The sequence below is a fragment of the Dyadobacter sp. HNCC25DJ187 genome (assembly GCF_056895255.1).
Map to the genome: position 1 here is coordinate 1,155,255 of NZ_JBXHAT010000002.1, position 21,308 is coordinate 1,176,562.

General features: G+C 41.1%; 21 protein-coding genes. 11 read left to right on the plus strand and 10 right to left on the minus strand.

Annotation, left to right across the window (positions count from 1 at the left end; all coding sequences use genetic code 11):
* Nucleotides 1-88 precede the first annotated feature (88 nt).
* From AC1XUE_RS15810 to tilS, 7 genes are all read right to left on the minus strand, one after another.
* Complete coding sequence (locus AC1XUE_RS15810; protein ID WP_483356952.1) at nt 89-1,060, minus strand: DUF4625 domain-containing protein; 972 nt, start codon at nt 1,058-1,060, stop codon at nt 89-91.
* A gap of 245 nt (nt 1,061-1,305) precedes the next feature.
* A complete protein-coding gene (locus tag AC1XUE_RS15815) occupies nt 1,306-2,214 on the minus strand; it encodes a DUF4625 domain-containing protein (RefSeq protein ID WP_483356953.1) in 909 nt (302 codons plus the stop codon).
* Nucleotides 2,215-2,307: 93 nt separating this feature from the next.
* Nucleotides 2,308-2,781, minus strand: a complete 474-nt coding sequence (locus tag AC1XUE_RS15820; RefSeq protein ID WP_483356954.1) for a DUF4625 domain-containing protein — start codon at nt 2,779-2,781, stop codon at nt 2,308-2,310.
* A 75-nt stretch (nt 2,782-2,856) separates the two neighbouring features.
* Nucleotides 2,857-3,564, minus strand: coding sequence for a DUF4625 domain-containing protein (locus tag AC1XUE_RS15825; RefSeq protein ID WP_483356955.1), 708 nt, complete (start codon nt 3,562-3,564; stop codon nt 2,857-2,859).
* A gap of 40 nt (nt 3,565-3,604) precedes the next feature.
* A complete protein-coding gene (locus AC1XUE_RS15830; protein WP_483356956.1) occupies nt 3,605-6,019 on the minus strand; it encodes a TonB-dependent receptor in 2,415 nt (804 codons plus the stop codon).
* A 594-nt stretch (nt 6,020-6,613) separates the two neighbouring features.
* Nucleotides 6,614-6,967 (minus strand): YtxH domain-containing protein, encoded by a 354-nt coding sequence (locus tag AC1XUE_RS15835; RefSeq protein ID WP_483356957.1) that lies wholly within the window; start codon nt 6,965-6,967, stop codon nt 6,614-6,616.
* A 204-nt stretch (nt 6,968-7,171) separates the two neighbouring features.
* Entirely contained in the window at nt 7,172-8,509 is a 1,338-nt protein-coding gene (tilS, locus tag AC1XUE_RS15840) for a tRNA lysidine(34) synthetase TilS (RefSeq protein ID WP_483356958.1), read from the minus strand.
* Between the two features lie 178 nt (nt 8,510-8,687).
* Here tilS and AC1XUE_RS15845 point away from each other — a divergent pair, with 178 nt between their 5' ends.
* From AC1XUE_RS15845 to AC1XUE_RS15895, 11 genes are all read left to right on the plus strand, one after another.
* Nucleotides 8,688-10,241, plus strand: coding sequence for an OstA-like protein (locus AC1XUE_RS15845; RefSeq protein WP_483356959.1), 1,554 nt, complete (start codon nt 8,688-8,690; stop codon nt 10,239-10,241).
* A 208-nt stretch (nt 10,242-10,449) separates the two neighbouring features.
* Nucleotides 10,450-11,040, plus strand: a complete 591-nt coding sequence (locus AC1XUE_RS15850) for a T9SS type A sorting domain-containing protein (RefSeq protein ID WP_483356960.1) — start codon at nt 10,450-10,452, stop codon at nt 11,038-11,040.
* A 73-nt stretch (nt 11,041-11,113) separates the two neighbouring features.
* Nucleotides 11,114-12,043, plus strand: coding sequence for an outer membrane protein assembly factor BamD (locus tag AC1XUE_RS15855; protein WP_483356961.1), 930 nt, complete (start codon nt 11,114-11,116; stop codon nt 12,041-12,043).
* Between the two features lie 54 nt (nt 12,044-12,097).
* Entirely contained in the window at nt 12,098-12,409 is a 312-nt protein-coding gene (locus AC1XUE_RS15860) for a DNA-directed RNA polymerase subunit omega (protein ID WP_483356962.1), read from the plus strand.
* 92 nt (nt 12,410-12,501) lie between these two features.
* A complete protein-coding gene (gene coaBC / locus AC1XUE_RS15865) occupies nt 12,502-13,710 on the plus strand; it encodes a bifunctional phosphopantothenoylcysteine decarboxylase/phosphopantothenate--cysteine ligase CoaBC (protein WP_483356963.1) in 1,209 nt (402 codons plus the stop codon).
* A complete protein-coding gene (gene porD, locus AC1XUE_RS15870) occupies nt 13,707-14,627 on the plus strand; it encodes a type IX secretion system protein PorD (protein ID WP_483356964.1) in 921 nt (306 codons plus the stop codon). The genes coaBC and porD overlap by 4 nt, the downstream gene beginning before the upstream one ends.
* Nucleotides 14,628-14,638: 11 nt before the next feature.
* Nucleotides 14,639-14,884, plus strand: a complete 246-nt coding sequence (locus AC1XUE_RS15875; protein ID WP_483356965.1) for a hypothetical protein — start codon at nt 14,639-14,641, stop codon at nt 14,882-14,884.
* 122 nt (nt 14,885-15,006) lie between these two features.
* Nucleotides 15,007-16,662, plus strand: coding sequence for a DNA repair protein RecN (recN, locus tag AC1XUE_RS15880; RefSeq protein WP_483356966.1), 1,656 nt, complete (start codon nt 15,007-15,009; stop codon nt 16,660-16,662).
* A 36-nt stretch (nt 16,663-16,698) separates the two neighbouring features.
* Entirely contained in the window at nt 16,699-17,133 is a 435-nt protein-coding gene (locus AC1XUE_RS15885; protein ID WP_483356967.1) for a viral A-type inclusion protein, read from the plus strand.
* A gap of 2 nt (nt 17,134-17,135) precedes the next feature.
* Nucleotides 17,136-17,801: an SCO family protein gene (locus AC1XUE_RS15890; RefSeq protein WP_483356968.1), complete on the plus strand. Its 666-nt coding sequence runs from the start codon at nt 17,136-17,138 to the stop codon at nt 17,799-17,801.
* Nucleotides 17,798-18,247 (plus strand): c-type cytochrome, encoded by a 450-nt coding sequence (locus tag AC1XUE_RS15895; protein ID WP_483356969.1) that lies wholly within the window; start codon nt 17,798-17,800, stop codon nt 18,245-18,247. Before AC1XUE_RS15890 ends, AC1XUE_RS15895 begins: the two co-directional genes overlap by 4 nt.
* Nucleotide 18,248: 1 nt before the next feature.
* Here the strand turns inward: AC1XUE_RS15895 and lptC are convergent, their stop codons facing one another.
* From lptC to AC1XUE_RS15910, 3 genes are read right to left on the minus strand one after another with little or no spacing between them, the layout of a single operon-like run.
* The gene (gene lptC, locus AC1XUE_RS15900; RefSeq protein WP_483356970.1) at nt 18,249-18,839 is read right to left on the minus strand and encodes an LPS export ABC transporter periplasmic protein LptC; all 591 of its coding nucleotides are present in this window, start codon (nt 18,837-18,839) and stop codon (nt 18,249-18,251) included.
* Nucleotides 18,840-18,847: 8 nt separating this feature from the next.
* Complete coding sequence (gene bamG / locus AC1XUE_RS15905) at nt 18,848-20,146, minus strand: BamG family beta-barrel-assembly machinery protein (RefSeq protein WP_483356971.1); 1,299 nt, start codon at nt 20,144-20,146, stop codon at nt 18,848-18,850.
* Nucleotides 20,133-20,852, minus strand: a complete 720-nt coding sequence (locus AC1XUE_RS15910) for a type III pantothenate kinase (protein WP_483356972.1) — start codon at nt 20,850-20,852, stop codon at nt 20,133-20,135. Before AC1XUE_RS15910 ends, bamG begins: the two co-directional genes overlap by 14 nt.
* Between the last annotated feature and the right edge of the window lie 456 nt (nt 20,853-21,308).

The window sequence follows — 21,308 nt, forward strand, 5'->3', positions numbered from 1 at the left end:
TTATGGCTTCAAAGCAGAGCCGATGACGCACATTTCCGTTAATTCAAACACCGAAAACGGCGTGAGATGCCCCCCCTATAATATATTCTTAAAATCCGGACAGACTAAGATCAATGTAATAGTGAGCGCTCATGTTGTGCGTCGTATTGGTATACACAATGCCGTAATAATAATCCTCATTGGCCCATTTACTTTTATCGATAGCTCCCTTTGTTGGAATATTATTATCCGTAGCTCCGCCTATTATAAGTGTACGCGGGATAAAATTGGGCATGCCCACATAATTTGTGAATACACCAACATTGGTAAGGCCTTTATGTTCTCTCACATCGGTAACGATCACTTTCGAAAAATCAATATCCTTAACTGTTTCAGGCCGGTGTCCAGTGCTCTTTTTAACCAGAAATGTGTAAATCACACCATCATCCTTTACATGACGTATGTCTATATATGCATTAAGTGTATCCCCTTTTGCATACCCCTTATCGGCTATATCCATGTAACCCCTGTTCAGAATATATATGTAACTTTTACCAGCAGCTGCTTTTTGTAGCATAAACGAATAGAGTTCGGGTAGAACCGGCAACTTTTCAGCACTGATCAGCTCAATAGGATGCTTTTCTTCCTTCACACTACCGTTTTCATCTTTCACACGTATGATGAAGTCGTAGTTTCCTTCCGGTGCATCCTGTGGAATGCTGAAATGCTTGTGGACATTGGTATTTTTGGCCCCCTTAAATTCTACCCAGGTCACATCGAAAGACCAGTCTTTGGAATAGGTTATCTCAGTTTTTTGCTTGATCAAAACCTGAATGTCCACAATGCGCGTCGCTGCTACTACGTCCATGTCAAAATGAAAATCCCTGCCGATGATGCCTTTCCCATTATTACCAGAACCTATTTCCAGATTTTCGATGGTGGCAGTAGGTGGTTCCGGTGATACTTTTTCCTCATCATTACAGGATAGCTGTGAAACAGAGAATAGAAGCAGCAACAGATATTGAAAGTGCTTAAAAAAACTAAGTTTTCGATTGATAACTGATTTGTATATGAAGGCCATATTATTAATAATTGTTGTTAAACAGATCGTTTGTCAAAATCCTACTAAAGCAGGGATTAAGAAAATACCAAAAGTGATCGAATGACTTCATTTGAATGGTTCAAGGTTGTATTAGACTACTTGATTAACGTCCAGGCAGCACTTACGGACTGGTGGCCAACTGAAGTGAATTTTGTGGTAAAAATCCTATTTCAGTCGTAGTGGCAAGCATACGACAATACGAATGAAATAGGATTTACTTTTAATTATTGAAAGGATATCGTTACGGGAATTGACTTAAAGGTGCTTACATTGTAAGTGGTATTGTGGTAAAGGATGACCAGGTTATACTGACCTGACTCCCAAGCTTTATCACCGGTAATTTCATTTCCCAAAACATCTTTACTATCGCCAATCGTGATATCATCCCCACCCCAAACTCCGTTGACATTTTTAAGTGTCGAAACACTTGAAGCCGGTGCCAGACCTGTATGCTGGGATTTAGCAACAATAATTACCTTGCTCATATCGAGCTGACTCACAGTTTCGGGGAAGTAACTGAGTCTGCGTTTAACCAGGGCAGTATACAACACACCATCACCTTGTATTTGCTTAACCTGCGTACGTGCCGTGAACTTATCTCCTTTTTTGAAAATCAGCGGATTTTCCACATAGGTATTCATGTAGTAAACCATCGTGTCATTCCTAGAAAATATGTCCCGGTCAACGTATGGGTCCACCGGCATGTTTGCCGCATCGTTGATCACTAAATCTTCCTTTATCTCAAGCTTTGTTCCATTTTCGTCATCTACGATAAACAAGAAATCATAGGTTCCTTCCGGCGCCCCTGCAGGGATGGTAAAGTGTTTGTGCACATTCGTATTTCGTACGCCTTTAAATTCCTCCCAGGTCATCTCCATTTTCCAGTCCGCAGAATAAGTAGCGGATGACTTTTGCAGGATTTTAACCATTACAGAAGAAATTTTATCCCCTGCTATTACATCAGCATTCAAATGAAAATCTCTTCCTCTTATAGCCTGCTTGTTGTTGGCGTAGCCGATCTCAATATTTTTGGCAGTGGGCCCGGCGGGTGCAGGTTTATCATCATCGTTACAGGCAGTAAAAAAACCTGCGAAAAGTAACAGAAGTAGAATTTGTTTTAAATGCAGTCTCATGTTAATGTTTAAAAAAGTGAAAGAAAATCCATTGTTATTGAGCTCATAAACCTGCTTGCTTATACAGGAGGTTAATTAGCCATAAGCCTGCTGTTACTGAATCTTTATACTAATCCCCCTGATCGTCTGCCATCCCTCATTGTCCGTCAGGCGGATCATAAAGTGGTAATCTCCCGGATCTACGTTGGCCGGTACCTCAATCTCCTGAGAAGCTGTATAGGTTCTCAGATTTTCAGGGATATCATAGCTTTTGATCATAAGTAATGGACTGACCGGTTTTTTCACCGGATCCGTGTCACAGTCGTTTACCTCTGTACTGTGCGTATGGTGATCGAAATTGTGGTGAATATCCAGACTGTACGACCCCAACTGTACATTATCGGAAAAAGTCGATTTGAATGTAAATTTCTCTCCTCTTTTCACCACGCTGCATTGCACTGGAAATGTGCCGGAAGCATTCGCATCAATCACCGGATATTCAGTATCGATCGTTGGGTCATCCTTCTCACAGGCACCAGCTAGCAATGTGATTGCTGCCAGCAGTAGAAACTGTCTGATTTTTCTCATACTATTTGAAATATTCCTGCCTTATTGCCAGTGGCGTTTATATCATTTATTTTTCATGGCTAATATGCAAGAGCTTTATTTATCGAAGTGCTCTTCAAATTCATTTTCTTTACCTGACTGGTCGGTTACTTTCAAGTGCACATGGTAATGACCTGCAGGAGCAGCAGCGATATCTACATGCTTGTGAAATTCAAAAGCGGTCTGGCCTACCATCGCAGCATCTTTGAATTCGAATTCTTTCTCCCAGCCACTGCCGTGCACTTCCACGGTAACAGCCGCGATTTTGTTGGCAGCAGCAATACTGGCCTCCAGATGAAGGCCCTTTCCGGCATCTTCAATTTCTACTGAAAAGCCGGTTACAGCAGGTAATGTTGGATCTTTAATGACTTGCAAGTCAGATTCAATTTCTGCAGTATTACCGTTTTTGTCGGTTACAACCAGATGCAGATGATAGCTACCAACTGCTGCGTCCGCTGGCACATCTATATGTTTGTGCAACTCTGCATTTTTAAGTCCGGCAAGCCCCTCAGTATAAATGGTGTCCAGTTCCCAGCCGTTGCCATTTTCAGGATGAATTTCAAGATGTACGCGGTCTATGCTACCCGGAGCAACAATCTGCGCTTCAATGTGAAAATCGCTGCCGGCCTGCGCCTGTTTATTGTTTGCCGAACCTATTTCCACATCGGTAATAGTTGGTGCAGCTATATCTACATCATTGTCGTCGTTACAAGCAGTAAAGAGTGTTCCGGCTAGTAGTAAAGCCAATATTGAATTGATTTTCATGGTGTTTGATTTATGTTAATTATTGGTTCTATAGGATTAATTAGGTGTTGGCCTTCACTTTAAAGCTGAATGGGATTTTTACTGCCAGTATTACATTACGACCCGCTTCCGGCAGGCCAATCAGCCTGTAAAAGCTTGTGTGATTCAAGTAACGGGTGTTGAAAGCATTTTGAATCTGCAAGCTGACCGACATGGACTGCTGCCCGACTTTTACATTGCCGCCTGCAGAAAAACTAAGGACTTGATAAGCCGGTGTTGGCCGTTCAGGAGGAACGATCCGGTTTTGACGGGCTGCCAGCCTGCAATCGATCGTAAAATAGACACCACTCACCAAATCGTCCCAGCGCGGTTGGTAACTGAGACTGACAAGTGCTGATGCGGGTGGCGAAAAGGGCAGTGCATATCCCCGCTTGGCACCGGAAAGCTGCCGGGTATACAAATATTCTCCTGCCAGCGCTGCACTCCAATAGTTGAGAAAAGTATAGTCTACTTTCAGTTCAGACCCATATCGTAATACGCGGCTTTGCGCATAATTAAATACCTGATTGCCCGCTCCGTGGAAGTAATCATGACTGGCTGTCGGGTTCAGATAAATATAATTGGGAAAATAATTCAAAAATGGCGTAACCTGAGCTGACATGCGACCCGTGTTGGTTCCAAGTCCCAGGTCGAGCTGATAGGACTTTTCGGCAGACAAAGAGGGGTCTCCCCTTTCATATCGAAAGTAATGATAGTTAACCCCGTTAGCAGCCAGTTCCTTGGCAATCGGCATTCTGAAACCAGTGCCTATATTGAATTTCAAAAAGGATTGACCCGGTGTATAGTTGAGTCCCGCAGACCAGTTGACACTATTGAATGTGCGCGTGATCGCCTCTGCGCGGGTCAGGCAGGTGCTGTTTCCTGCTTCGGGGCGTGAAGTGAACCAGTCTTTATATTCGTGGATATTGACGTTGCCGTAATCATAACGAATCGCTCCCTGCAAAAGCAACTTATCGTTCACTTTGATTTTATCAAATAAGAAGGCACCTGCACTGGCCTGAGAAAAAGCAGGGATCAGAAAACCCCAGCCGCCAATGTTATTCTGCTGGTGCTCTCCGCTCGCTCCGATAGTTATCGAATGCCTGTTCAAAATAAGCTCGTTTTTTACATTTACAGAAAAGACCTGTTTATCGTATTCACGCTCCAGGGTTTCAGGCGCCAAATGTTCGGTCGGGTACACTGGTGGCATATAGCCGTGATTGACGTACTGACTATGCTCTTGTCTGAAATTATGCTGGTAACCCAGTTCAACATTCAGTCTGTTTTGGCCGTATCGAAGTTCACTTCTGTTGATGAGCTTTGTGTGTGAGACCTGCTGAGAAGGAAGCAGAATATCTCTCGATGAACGATCATGCAGGTCCAGATCTACGCGTCTGGGCTCCAGACCATGCGCATTTGCAAAAAAACCACTCTTACTATATGTATGACTCAGGTGAAATATGGATTGGAACGGTGCTGTGATCCAACCGGTTCGCAGATGCAGGTTACGTTCCTGCCCCGCCGTATTCCTGAGCCTGTTCTGGTGCAGGGGTACTGCATAATCGTAAACATAGATCATATCTGCGGGCACCCGGAAGTCGCCGTATTGCTGGATGGTAACTCTGGCATCAGCAAATAGTCGGTCTTTGCGACCATACAGGTTGAATGAACCTCCATACTGACCATTGTTATTCTTCCCAGTCAAATCAACGGATCCACCTGCTGAATTTGGCGCTGGTAAAACAGCGGGTTTGATGTTTATAGCACCTCCAATGGCCTCGGAACCATATAGGAAAGCCGCCGGACCTTTGATGATCTCTACCCGTCCGGCTGCAAATTGGTCGATCTCAAGAGCATGGTCGGCTCCCCACTGCTGGCCTTCGTGACGCACTCCGTTTTCTATCACAACAACCTGATTAAACCCTAGCCCACGGATCAAGGGCTTGGAGCCTCCTGAACCTATACCAATCGTTTTCACACCTGGTAGTTTTTCCAGTGACTGCATCAGGCTTCCACCCATATTACGTCTCAAATAGTCGGCGCCAACGATGTCAATACTGAGAGAGACCTGCTGCTGAAGCAACTGTTGATAATTTTCTTTGACAGTAATCTCGTGTAACTGTCCTTCGTCAACTTGCATTACCAGATCTGTAAGCACCAAAGATTCTGATCTGAACGTCACAGGCCTGTTTTGTGTCTTAAATCCTACAAAGGAGATAGTCAGATTGTATTCGCCATGTTCAACCAAATCAAAGCTAAACATGCCATCGGCATCCGTCACAGTGGTCAGATTTCCTGGCTCAAGTGTGATACCAGCACCAACCAGTGGTTGATCTATACCATGAATGATCTTACCTGACAAAGCCTGTCCCGAAAGCATAACAGGCTTTATGATCAGCAATAAGAATAAAGGAGCCAGTAGAATTATTCTCTGCATTTAACAATATTTCCGGCAGACAAAACGCCCATCATTATGAAACAATGTTGCAAATAAACCATTAACCAAATGATTATGCAACAACGTTGCAATTTTAATTTGTCAATAGTTACATCTTAGTTCTATAAAGCGGCCAATTTTAATAAGTGGAATGCACAATTCATCAGCCGGAACAAAATCCCAGCTGCTACCACATCGGCGATTTGGCTACCCATGTTGAGAGAAAGAATAGCAATAAAATTCCAGGGAGATGAAGCGTTAAACTCTATTTAGTAACGATTCAGAAGTAATTTCCCGATGTCTTCAACAGGAAACAAATCGCTGTACATAGAGAATGGGAAGTCTGCTTCAGGCTACAGTTGCCAGTGTTTCACATTCTGAGCTTAACATCATGAGATACAGGAAATAGTAAAGTCCGTCGTGTAAACTCACTATTTCCCGTATCTTATGTTTTTTACCATCATTGAATCTTGTGGTGCAATACAACATCGAACGTACCACTGAGCCTGACATTTTAAACTGAATATGCAACAATCATTTTTTAAAGGAAGGTGCAATCTATCAGATCGTCTTAACTATTGGCAGAGATGCCTGTTAATATCCATTTTGGAGCTTATCTACTGTTGCTTTTGTTCCATCCGCTAAATGATCTACACTTACTTTGGCTTTATCCGCATACACATCAACAGTTCCTTTGGCCTGCTGAGCAACATGCTCCAACTTACTTTTAGCCTCATCAACGGCTATTGCAGCATTTATCTTGGTGTCTTCCCAATGCTCTCTTAACTTATCTTTTTGTTGATCTGCCAGATCCTTCAACTGCTTACGAGTTTCATAGCCTGACTTTGGTGCAAATAGTATGGCAGCCAAAGCACCAACAGCAGCGCCAACCAACAGTCCTAGGGCGAATCCGCCATCCGAATCTTCCGTTTGATATTCCGAGCTCATATTTTTAAATATTTAGATGAGCTCGTATGAGAGCTAAAAACGTGCCAGCAATAAAGAAGGCTTCTTTATAAAGCTATCTAAATCTTTAATTGCATTTTTAAATGCAATTAAAGATGACAGCCTGCAACCGATACACGCACAGATTGAAGTTTAAACCATGGCATTACATGGACGGTTACATCTGGCGTTATTTTAAAATCCAGCTTACGGCACATACCTATTTTGGTATTCAATCCTCAAAAGCAAGTCATCCCCTATCTCTATCCGCTGACGTTCGTCAGTACGAATGCCAATGAGCCAAAGAATTTCTCCATCCGCATTGGTGAGGACTCGCACCCGCTCCTTTTCAAACTTTGAATACTTGGCGTTGATTAATATATCACTGACCTTCTTCCTTCTTCCCTTCATACCAAATGGACAAAAGACATCTCCAACCTGCCAGCTACGCACTTGTAGAGGGAAATTTAATCCTTCCGGTTTGAGATAAATGACGTTGCAGTTCTTATCTGGTTCCACAGGTCCGGTTACTTCCTGAACCAACAGTTTCGCATTACCCAGATCAAATTCTCCAACACCTTCAATATACGTCTGAGTAGTATTACTCAAAACAGGCTTGTTTCTGACAATAAGATAATCCCTTTCTATCAACAACTGATGCGTTTCTGAGTAAAAAAATGCTCCTGATTTACCATTCAGCGCGATTATAATCTGCTTAGCCTGAAGATATGAGAAACCATATTTTTCCATCACCGACCAAAGCAAATATGCCGCATCTGGTACATTATTGAGTTTCGCCTTAGGGATCCACACTTCTCCGGAAGCTCTTTCTTCACAGTTTTTTTCCCAATCAGCTAAATATTTTTTTAATAGCGCATCTGCAGATCTGATTTTTTCTGAGGTGATCTGAAAAGTATCTTCCAACGAAGGATTCAACTGTTTTAAAACAGGAATTACAGTTTTCCTGATCAGGTTTCGCTTGTAATCTACCGAATCATTGGATACATCCTCCCGCCATGCCAATCCGTGTTCTCGGGCATATATAAGTATTTGTGCTTTATCCGCAAATAGCATCGGTCGCAGTAAATTCCCCTTAGCTGGATGTATACCTGTAAGTCCGGAAATTCCCGTCCCCCTCACCAGATTGAGCAAAACTGTTTCCAAAGCATCATTACCATGGTGTGCAGTGGCTATCCATCCCAGCGTCTCATTCCGTACTTCTTCAAACCATGCATAACGCAAATCTCTGGCAGCCATCTGAGTCGATATACCATTTTGCTTTGCAAAACTTTTTGTCTCAAAATTTCTAACATGAACAGGAAACTGGTACTTATCTGCTACGTCCTTTACAAAGGCTTCGTCAGCATTAGAATCTTCACCTCTTAATCCAAAGTTACAATGAGCAATTTCTGCCTTTAATCCCGCAGCATGGAATAAATCCACCATCACTATTGAATCTACCCCCCCACTTACTGTAAGTAATGTAGGCTTACTCACAAGATCAACACCAAGCTGGTTAATAAAAGTTAAAAAAGAAGTTAACATATCCCCGTGGAACTTTATTGATGTAATTTTGGCATATTCATTATAGAAAAAAGTCTTTTCGCATAAGAATAAATGATCAGAACAGTGCCTTTACGCTATCAAAGGTAAAGGAAACCGAAGCAACATGAATAAAAAAATATATAGCAAAGCTTGCAACCCTTTTAAACTTTTACGCGTCATGTTTATCAAAGACAATATGTATAAACTGGCGTTCTTTGTTTTACTGTTAAGTTCGTTACCATCTGTAGCACAGAGGGTTTCAAAGCCCACGCAATCTGCTCCGGGCGAAGATCTGGTTGAAATTATCAAATCGGATGAGCTTGAGATTATCAATGAAAACGGCGTAGACAGCAGAAGGGTTATCAATGGCATTTTTAAACATAAGGGAGCATTTTTACATAGCAATCTGGCGATACAGAATATCAATACCAATGTCATTGAAGCTTATGGAAATGTAAAGATTGTACAGGGTGACACCGTAACCGTCACCGGTGATACACTTTTTTACTATGGCAATACGCGAATGGCCATTGTAAGCGGTCGTAAAACTGTACTTAAGGATCAGAAGCGAACACTCACCACCCGAAAAATCGAATATGATATGGCCAATGGAATTGCCAATTATAAACAGCCAGGCCGAACTGTGGATGAGGAAAACATATTAACAAGCCAGGAAGGGTTCTATAATACAGCCACGAAAGAGTTTACCTATTATAAAAAAGTAAAGCTGGTCAATAAGAAGTATACACTTACAACCGATACGCTGCTCTATAATTCACTGACCAAATGGTCAGATTTTTTCGGCAAAACCAAGATTGTTAATAAAGACGGAACTGTTTTGGGAACCAAGGGCAGATACAATACTGAAACAACCCAATCGTCATTCAGTACGAGAACCACTGTAGACAATGAAACGTATACGCTTACTGCGGACTCACTTGCGGTAGATGGTAAAACAAACAATGGTCAGGGAAAAGGGAACGTGGTTATTGTTGCAAAAAAGGACAACACTGTGCTTAACGGTGATGAAGGTTATTACTGGAAAGATGCTGGTTTTTCGAAAATCTTTGGTCATGCATTTGTCAGGAATGTGGTATCCAACGATACGCTCTTCATCAGAGCAGACACATTATATTCATATGAAAATCAGCGGGATAGCACAAGGAAGTTAGTAGGAAATAAAAATGTATTCATTTATAAATCCGACTTCCAGGGAAAGTGTGATTCTATTAACTATAACACAGCTGATTCGGTAATCAGGTTCTTTCAGAAACCAATTCTCTGGAGCAATCAGTACTATCAGATGGAAGCCGACACCATTACTGCCTTTTTGGTAAATAATGAGATTAACAGGATGTTACTAAGAGGTAAAGCATTCGTAATAACTGAGGACACACTTGTCAAGCAATATAATCAAGTGAAAGGTCGGACAATAAATGCATATTTTGAAGCCAAAAATGCACTTAAGCAGGTTCTGGTTGATGGAAACGGCGAAAGTGTATATTACGCTATTGATGATAAACAAAAAATGATCGGGCTTAACAGAGTGATTTGTGGAAGGATGAATCTCCAGTTCGAAGAAAATCAGGTAAGAAGAATTGCTTTTGTAGGAAAACCGGATGGGCAATTAATTCCACCAACCAAGATAAAACCACAGGAAAGACAGTTGGACGGATTCAACTGGCGTATCAGCGACAAGCCCACACGCGGCAAAACAATGTGGTTAGAATAAAAATGAGTATATAATGCTATCCGGCCCTAATGGGCACGATTTTTTGATTCAGAAAATAAACATGACTACTTGCACAATATATTTTGAAAATACATATATTTCTATATATTTTTGTAATATAATTCCGTCAGGAATACAGAGCGAGGGGATGTTCCTATTTTAAAGTTATCGCAGAACCTGAGCTATGAAAAAAACTATACTTTACTTAATGACAATTGTAATGTTGGCCTGGCAGGGGCTGGCAGCCCAATCGGTTCCTACGGGTAGCCGACTGAACATGACAGCTACGAAGAAAACTGATTCTGCTGGAAATCTACCATTTACCACCAAACCATCAGGCCTTACCTACAAGCCTTTGTCTTTACAAAATCCAAAAGCTCTGAATAAGTTTTACAGAACATTTTTGTTTTCTAATACTGCTGCGTCTGAAAGTACCGGCGTACAGGAAGTAGAACTTGTCACAAAGAACATTGAGAAAAAACTGGTTACTGTAGAGTCTGCCATTAAGGCAGAGGAACAACTTTATGCCAGTGACGTAATAACCGTATCTAACATCTATCCCAATCCTGCCAGCGAACGTGCAGAGCTGGATTATAATATCACAGGAGACCTGAGAGATGCCAAGGTTATATTTTACAACGTATTGGGAACAAAAATGAACGAGTATGTATTGAACAAGAACAACCGGAAACTTACCGTAGATACCACTGTGATGCCCACGGGATTATACTTTTATCAGCTTTCTCTGGAGGGTAAAAAGGTGGCAACAAAGAAAATGCTTGTTCGTCATCAGCAATAGTACTTTTAAAACACTTTATTCAGCTACCCTTTCGTTATGGATGGTGTAGCTTTTTTATTACCTTTGCGGTTATATGCGAAAAAACAGTCTGGCAAGTTATTTCTTGCTTATTATTACAGTATTAGTCATTACTTCCTGTAGTAAATTTTCCAAATTACAGAAGACAGGTACGGACCAGCAGAAGTACGATGCCGCAATGACCTATTATAAGAAGGGCGATTTTTATCGCTCCGGTTTACTTTTTGAAGAGTTAATTCCTCTTTTGAAAGGTAGCACAGAATCTGAGCTTGCTCAGTTCTATTATGCGTATACCCAATATCAGCAGGGTCAATACAACACGAGTCAGTTTCTCTTTAAGAAATTCTACGATACGTATGCACGTAGTGACTTCGCTCAGGAGGCGCTTTACATGCATGCCTTTTCGCTTTACAAAGATTCTGCTCCATTTAACCTGGACCAGGCAAGTACTTTTACTGCAATTTCATCCCTCCAGGATTTTATTAATACATATCCTGATAGCCCATTCCGTGAAGAGTGTACAAAATTCATCTTGGAGCTAAGATCGAAGCTGGAACGTAAAGCTTACGAAAAAGCGAAATTATATCATAAAATCAGTGATTTTAATATGGCATCATTGAAATCCGCTGTAATTTCAATTGATAACTTTAAGAAGGATTTTCCAGATTCTAAATACAATGAGGAGCTGGCATTTTTGAAGGTAGAATCACAATATAATCTTGCTTCGAACAGCTTTTACGATAAACAAAAGGAGCGATACCAAGAGGTTGTTAAGTTCTATGAAGAATTGGTAGACAAATATCCATCGGGCAAGTATGTTCGCGATGCAGAACGGATGTTCGATAACAGTAATGACCAGATTGGACTACTTGCCAAGGCAGAAGCAGAAAGAAAGCTGCTGGAAGCAAAACCTGACACAGGCAGCGGAACAAAACCGGCCAAGGTTACCGCTCCGGTGACAACAGAAACAAAGGTTCAGAATTGATCTTTGTTGACTCAATTAAGTTTTAAAAATTTAAACTATATCCATTAAGTAAGCATGGCAACGAATCCATCCATCATTACCCGCGATACCGACAAGATCGCGGATGTAACAGGAAATCTATATGAATCAGTATCAGTGATATCTAAAAGAGCTCGTCAGATATCAAGCAAAATGAAAGAGGAATTGAACAACAAACTCGCTGAATTTGCATCAGGTGTTGACAATCTTGAAGAGGTTTTTGAAAACCGTGAACAAATTGAAATTTCTAAGTTTTACGAGCGTATGCCGAAAGCGGGAAGTATCGCTATTGATGAATTTATCGATGGAAAAACGTACCACAGTCTGCGCGACAACTCAGAAGAATAGTTTCTGATATCTATTAAGACCAGCCGTACGAATAAGCACTTATTTATACGGCTGGTTTTCTTTTATAGCCAATTCCTAAAAGCAATAAGACATTGAATCTTCAGGGAAAAAAAATAATTTTGGGAGTAACAGGAAGTATAGCTGCTTATAAATCGGCATTACTGGTTCGTCTGCTAGTAAAGGAAGGAGCCGATGTTCAGGTCGTGATGACGCAGTCAGCAACCGAGTTCATTACTCCTCTCACACTGGCCACTCTCTCCAAGAGGCAAGTCCTTACCTCATTTGTCAACGAGAGCACTCACCTTTGGAATAACCATGTTGAGCTGGGATTGTGGGCCGATGCAATTATTATCGCACCGGCTACGGCCAAAACTTTATCGCGACTTGCTAACGGCCATGCAGATGATCTCTTGACTACCATTTATCTTTCTGCACGCTGCCCAGTATTTTTTGCACCAGCTATGGACGTCGATATGTTTTTACATCCTTCTACCTCCAATAACATTAAGGCTTTGGTGTCATACGGGAATCACCTGATAGCACCTGGACACGGCGAGCTTGCGAGTGGGCTGGTTGGAGATGGCAGACTTGCAGAGCCGGAAACCATTATTTACCAGCTTAGAAAATTATTTACCTTCAAAAGAGTCGCCCAAGGCAAACGCGTATTGATCACAGCAGGCCCCACTACAGAACCCATTGATCCGGTCAGGTACATAAGTAATCGCTCATCGGGAAAAATGGGTTATGCGATTGCACATGCTTTTGCAGGAGCCGGAGCTCACGTTACCCTGATCAGTGGTCCCACTTCACAGAAAATTGCGGATACTGATATACATGTTGTTCATGTTCAAACGGCAGAAGAGATGTTCCGGGCAACGCAAGCCAACTTTGAATCCAGTGACCTTGTTATATTTTCCGCTGCTGTGGCTGATTACACAAGTGAGCATGTTGCCAGTCAAAAGATAAAAAAGCAGGAATCAGGGATGGTTCTCAATCTAAAAAAAACACCGGACATTGCCGGCACACTTGGATCGCAAAAGAAATCAGGGCAGTTGCTTATCGGCTTCGCCCTGGAAACTGAAAATGAGCTTGAATATGCAATCGATAAAATGCAGCGAAAGAATCTGGATTACATCGTCCTTAATTCTCTCAATGACGCAGGTGCCGGATTTGCACACGATACCAACAAAATTTCCGTTATTGATACAAACAAAAAAGTAAGTCATTTTACCCTAAAATCCAAGGATGAGGTGGCTCAGGATATTCTTGATATTGTCCTGAATAAATGGAGTGAAGTATGAAAAAATATACGTTTAGTTTCGTTTTGTGTTTAGGGCTGGCCTATTCAGCAATAGTATCTGCACAATCAGCACTGTTCACCGTAACAGTTAATTCTGATCAGCTTTTCGCGCAGCAAAAAACTGACCCGCAGAGCATGACTCAGTTACAAACTTATATCAATGACTTTCTGAATAATACCAGATGGTCAAATGATGTGTTTGCAAAAGAGGAAAGAATCAAATGTAAGTTGAATATAAATTTGATTAAGTCTGTAGCACTCGGTAGTTATGAAGGAAATGCGCAGCTGGTCATATCAAGACCGGTGTTTAATTCAAATTATGAAACAGTGCTTTTTACTTATGTAGACAGAAACTTCAACTTTAACTTCCTGCCGGGAAATCAGCTCTATTTCAACGAGGCGAGTTTCACAGATGAGCTCCCTTACTCCCTTGCATTTTATGCCTATCTGGCGCACATCTTCGATTACGATTCTTTCAGCAAACTTGGAGGAAGCCCATATTTACAGAAGGCATTCAATATTTCCAACCAAGCCAGAAATGGTTCGGGCAACCGGCGGGCCTGGGATAACAGTACCAATAATACAAACAGTCGGTACTCACTTATTGAAAATCTAATGAGCCAGCAGTTTCTCCCATTTCGCGAAGGGATGTACAGCTATTATAGAGAAGGGCTGGACGTGGCGACACAAAACCCTGTTCAAACCAGAACCAAGGTATTAACAGTATTAAACACGATTAAGGAAGTATCTCTGTCCCGTCCCGGTAGTATTGTAATCAATTCATTTTTCGATGCGAAATCTGATGAACTATGTAAAATTATGGTAGAAGGGACTACCGAACAAAAAAAAGAAGCTTATGCAGTTCTGGTAAGTCTGGATCCTTCCAAAACACAATTATACCAAAGGCTTAACCAATAGAAAAGTCAGCAATGAGCAAAAGACTGATAAGAATCCCGGGCACGGATAGCTATAGTAAACTTAGCAGATTACAGCATAACGAGATCCATGTCGTATTGCGTAATGGCGTTACGCACCTAGGTAAACTGCAATCAATTACGCCAGATACACTAACCATACTGGATTCGCGGGACCACTTACATATTCTTTCGATAGACCTTATACACGAAATCATATTGGATACTACCGCCAAACTGGAAGAGATTGTAAATAAATAGTTGCCTCGCCGTATTCGGTTTTTGATTGAAAGATATCGTGGTTATATTCGAATCAATTAAGGAAATCCTTATTTACAGAAACAATCAGCGTACATACACGCCCTTCATTTGATTAACCTAAAATGCTTTCTAATTTACTGATCAAGAATTACGCTTTAATCAAGCAATTGGAAATGACGCCCGATCCTGGTTTGAACATCATCACCGGGGAAACAGGAGCAGGTAAATCCATCATGCTTGGTGCCATTGGCTTATTACTCGGCAACCGTGCTGATGCAAAATCTTTATTCGATTCCAGTGAGAAGTGCATCATTGAAGGAACCTTCAATCTGGCAGGATACGATATGGCACCAAATTTTGAAGAAGAAAACCTTGATTTTTCTGATGATTGCATCATTCGGCGTGAAATATCCGTTTCCGGCAAATCCAGAGCTTTCATTAATGACACCCCGGTAAACCTGGAAACACTTCGTAAGATAAGCAGCCAGTTGCTCGACATACACTCTCAACATGATTCCGTCATGTTGGGAACCAATGAATTCCAGTTAAGGGCTGTAGATGCATTCGCAGGCAATGGGGATTTGCTGGCAGACTACCAACACCGATATCAACAATACCGGGATGCGGCAAAGTCATTGGAACATTTGCAAAATGAAGCATCACGACTAAGAAGGGAGTTCGATTTTGATCAATTTCTTTTTCAGGAAATTAATGCTGCATCTCTGGTCGCAGGAGAACAGGATAGTCTCGAACAAGAACTGGCTATTTTAGAGAATGCTGTGGAGATTCGTGAAAAGCTACAGGCAGCATATACCTACCTCGATAGTCCTGAAGGTTCTGTACTCGAATTATTAAAGATAGCTGTTAACTCACTTTCTCAGGCAGCCAGGCTGGTTCCTGCCTATGATGGATTACATCAGCGCGCGCAAAGTGCGTTGATTGAACTTCGGGATCTTACAGATGAGATAGATAGTGCGAATTCATCCGTTGATCTTGATCAGAATCGCACGGAGATTGTGCGCGAGAGATTAGATTTAATTTACCTCCTTCTAAAAAAGCATCAGCTGACAACGATTGATGAACTGATAAAACTAGAAGATACCTTACAAAAAAAGTTGAATACAGTGCTTAATCTGGATGAAGATCTGGCAGCTGCTCAACGTAAGGCAGAATCGAGTCAGAAAGCAATGCATGAAAGCGCAAAAAAACTATCAGCCCGAAGGCATAAAGTCACAGCGCAGATAGAGTCACTGCTGCTCGAAAGACTAATAGAATTAGGTATCCCTAATGCGTCTATTTCTATCCGTATCAGTGAAATCCTTCCCTCCCCCAATGGAATTGATTCAGTCATCTTTCTGTTTAGCGGCAATAAAGGTGTTGCACCTCAAGAGCTCAAACAAGTTGCTTCCGGAGGAGAATTTTCCCGCTTAATGATGGTTATCAAGTATATACTGGCAGATAAACGCAAATTACCAACCATCATTTTTGATGAAATAGACACGGGTGTATCAGGTGAAATTGCTAAGAAAATGGCTAAAATGATGCATAACATGTCAGAAAAACATCAAATAATAGCCATTACACATCTTCATCAAATCGCAAGCAGTGGTAATAGCCACTATTTTGTCTATAAAGACCATTCATCGGAAAAGACCGTCAGCAAAATTAAAAAACTATCTATGAATGAAAGAATCATGGAAATAGCCCAGATGATTGGCGGACATAACCCGAGTGAATCGGTGTTAGACAATGCCCGTGAGATGATCCAGAAAAATTAACTCAGTATCTATTAACCAAAAAACCTCCGTGTGATTATGAAAAATCTTATACCGGCCCTAATGATTGCATGTACGTTACTAAATTGCTCCAGCAACAAAGAAAAAGTGCACGAACTTGAAGGACAAGTGCTTACAATGCATGATGAAGTGATGCCGAAAATGGATGAAATTATGTCTTTAAAAATTCGGTTATCTAAAAAGATTGTAGAATTAGATAGTCTGCAGAATGAAGGAATTACAGGAAATAATCTGGCAGAAGAACGTACCAAGGCGGCAGATCTGAATCAAAAACTGAATGAGTCGGACAGGGCAATGATGAGCTGGATGAATGAATATCGCGGAGATTCAGCCAAAAAACTTAATCACGATGATGCCATTGTATATTTTGAAAATGAGAAAACTAAAATTGAAGAAGTAAAACTAGTCACTCTTAAAAGTATAAACGAAGCAAAATCGTTTTTGGACAAATAATTATGAATTTAGTAAAAGTAACCTTTACCATCAAATCAATACTGTTAACCTCTATTGTAGCACTGGGAATTGCCAGTTGCGACAATGCCGGAAAGAAATTACCAATTCTGGGAGAAAGGGACTGGACCACTAAAACGGTAGATGGTAAAGAAGTAGTAGATACCATTTACAATACCATTCCGCCGTTTTCTTTTGTGAATCAGAACGGTGACACTGTTACAGAACAAATTGTTAAAGACAAAATTTACATCGCAGATTTTTTCTTCACCACTTGTCCGACCATATGTCCGGTTATGAAGAAACAAATGCTGACGGTATATGAGAAATTTAAGGATAATCCCAGTGTAATGATTTTGTCTCATACGATCGATCCTGATCATGACACTCCATCTGTATTAAATACATTCGCGAAAGATCTTAATGTTACTGGTACACAATGGCAGTTTTTGACAGGTCCGAAAGAAAAAACGTATGAGCTCGGCTTAAAAAACTATATGGTCGTAGCCAAGGAAGAAAAAACAGCAGAAGGCGGTTTTCTACATAGCGGAGCATTTATTCTTGTAGATAAAGACAAGCACGTGCGTGGCATGTATGATGGCACTACGGAAGAAGGAACAAAAAGGCTGATTGATGATATTCAGACACTATTGGACGAGTATAAAAAATGAGCTGCTCCCATTTTTTTAACGGGCTTATCAGCAAATCGCTAAAAGCCTTTTTTCTTATCGTCCTTCCATTTATTTACTCCTGCCAAAGTTCTGATGAACTGAAGTCGGAGCAATATTTCGTGGAAGGTTATCAATTGTATAAAACTTATTGTACGAACTGCCATCAGGATGATGGAAAAGGTATGGCTAACCTCTATCCTCCGCTTCAGGGGTCATCAATATTGACAAACAAGGAACTGATGTCATGTATTATCAAACATGGCATGAGCGATACAATTCTGGTAGCAGCAAAAAAGTTTAGCAGGCCAATGCCGGGTAATCCTAAACTAACTGAGCTTGAAATTGCAGAAATTGTATCTTTTGTAACTATGAAATGGGGGAAAGACAGTACGCATACCTCCATTAAATTAGTTCAGAAATCGTTGGCTGAGTGCGAAGATCAATAACTCAGGGAACTCCTGAGAATTTATATATACCGGTTGCCTTTCTGAATTTAATACGGGTAAAGTCCTGCTCCGCGTCCATGCCCACCGCTTTGGTTATCTCCGACGTTCTGGTATTTCTGACAGTAAGCGGCTTATCTGTAAATACTTTTTTAGTAACAGGACTCCAGCTCAGTTCGGAAGTTGTGAGTGTTTCTTCTGTCTGAGACTTAATTACCTTCACATGTCCTTTTACTATATAGACATTCGTAGCATGATCGAAGCGTCCAGAGTCGGCACGCAAATGGGTAATGATTGCTCCCGTTGGATCGAAAAAATTAATGTTGACTGTGTCCGGGAATATTTTATTCTGATTGCCGTAAGTCATAGACAGCGGTGTTACCATCTGAACTTTCGGTAAACCCTGCTCAGTATATCTTATTTGCACATTATTCACGATCTCTGTGGGCCCTTCATACAAAGCTCCTATCTTCTTTTCGTTTTTGTTGCAGGAAAAAGATATACCGGCCAGACCAGTTACAACGAGCACTGCAAAAAGTCTGTTCCAAAATAATTTTTGCTCCCGATAAACGCTTTGAGATACCGCTGACATCATGATGCAGTTTAATCCAGCTTTTGCTTCTGGAACCACCTTTCAAGCAGCGTAATTCCTAACACAGCCCTTCCATAGCGCTCTCTGACTGTTCCGGTACTTGTGACACCTCGCTGGCCTCCCACAAAGGCAATTGAAAGGAAATTTTGATAACCATATCCCATCGGGAATGTAAAACCAAGGCTGATATTCGTATCGTTTATACCCTTTCCATTGATAACGTATGGACTATTACCATGACTAAATCCAACACGATACCGGACACGATCAAAATAATTAAGCGATAGGAAACGCGGCAGGTATTCCACCCCTAAATTCATACGGCTCACATTCTTTAAACCATCATTGGAAGAAGTTCTGAATCCGCGGTACTGTGACCATTCCTGCCTGTTGTAATCTGCAGATATTACAAGTTTAAGAGGCCATTCCAGGCTCATGCCAACCTGATACTGCGTAGGTACAGTAACTGCCCCTGATAGATTATTACTAAGCGTATCTGTAGCTCCTGGTAATACAAATGAATCCTGGCTCAGTTCTAATGTTCTTGTCTGTGTACCGTTTAAATCTGTTTTGAAACTGTATGCTCCTCCCAGATTAAGGTTAAGCTTATTGTCCTTTTTTATAGGTATTCTCACTGCAACACCAGCACGTGCTCCAAAGTCCGAATACGCTATCCTGTCATTAATACCCACCAAATAATCACTACTTGTTCCTGAGGGGATCATCACTTCTGATGCCTTTCTCACATTTCCAAAATAGTAAGATGCTTCAAGACCCAGGCTGACATATTTACCTAGCTGGTAACCATTGGTAAGAGAAGCTTTGTTTATACCACCCTTTCCTGAATTGAAATAAATGGCCTGATCAGCCGTTCCGGGTATAACTCTGACGGAAGTATTTTCAAAATCAACAAAACTGTATGGTTTCAGACTCCCTCCCAATGTCCATCTTCTGCTTACAGGAAATGCCAGAGATACATAAGCAAGATTCCCACCAACTGTTTGCTGCTTATTACTACCTGAAACAATATCCTTATACTGACCAATCAAACCGATGTCCAGGGTTGTATATTTATTTCTGGACCATAGTGCAGGATTGAGATTGTTGATCTGAAATCCATTTCCAGTACTAACTCCCGACTGCCCCATTCCGACGTTGTCAGAAAAACCATCACCATATAACTCTCCGATACCCAATGATGAATAAGGTGCATTGCCTAAACCCTGGCCATTTACCTGAACCGGTGACAAAGCATTAAAGCCGAAGGTGAATGCAACCGCGAGTATTCCTATTCTTTTATAAAGCGACATTATATCTTAAAATTCTGTTCAATCCAATTAATACCAATTCAGGAACTGCAAAGATGGTCGGTTTCAACCTACTTTCAAAAAATGGAACGTCCCCACCACATACAACTACACGTAAATCCGGTGATATGTGGCGATAACGGCTAATTATTCCTTCAATTTCTGCCAACATTCCATTCATAACCCCACTCTCTATCGCTCCTCTTGTACTTTTTCCAACCAATTCCGGCTCAAAAACCGGCTCCAGCTGAGGTAACCTACTAGTAAACGTATGTAAAGCAGCGAATCGCATTTTCACCCCCGGAGATATTGAACCTCCCTGAAAACTTCCCTTTTTATTCAGATAGTCGTAGGTGATGCACGTACCCATATCTATTACCAAAAGGTCATCCTTCGGGTACAGAGATTGAGCACCAACGGCCGCAGCAATTCTATCCGCACCCAGTGTCTCCGGTGTGTCATAGTTCTTTTGAATAGGCAGTGGCGTATCTGGTGATAAATCCATGATTTCAATATCTTTTTGCAAAGCTTTCATGAAATCCTCTACACTATTTCCTACAGATGAAAAAATGATTCTTTCCGGCTCTTCCCGTTTTATTTCGGCGATCATGTCAGGCCACGATAATCCGGTCTGATATCGCATCAGGCTATCATTTTCAAACCATCCGACTTTGGCATATGTATTACCTGCGTCAATCGCAATATTCATAATGGTGCAAAAGTCTTATTTTCCTGTGACAAAAGCTAGTACGCTAATAACTATAATCCACTGTAATGCCTTAAATTATGTTAAAAGATCCGTGGATTATTGAGAATCAATGCAAGGTATATGTGAATGTTTTTTTCACAAATTTGCACTTAACAAAATTTTTATTACCTTCGCCCAACAAATCCTCAACTCAATATTGAAGTTCTGTTATCCATCTCCCGATAGCTTTCAGCGTTTTTCAAGGTTATTAGGTTCTTACCAGCGTTTTCAATACTCCATTTGAGTGTATTTAACTAACTTTTCAAGTTGATCCATCATTTTTTCCTGGCCGGTAAAGTCATTCACTTGGTCTGAATAAATTCTGATACAGCCATAACACTTACGTGACCACAAGGTATGCGTTCTCAAGAAATATCCATTTACCATTCACAAACTCATTATCCGACAGGTAAAGTA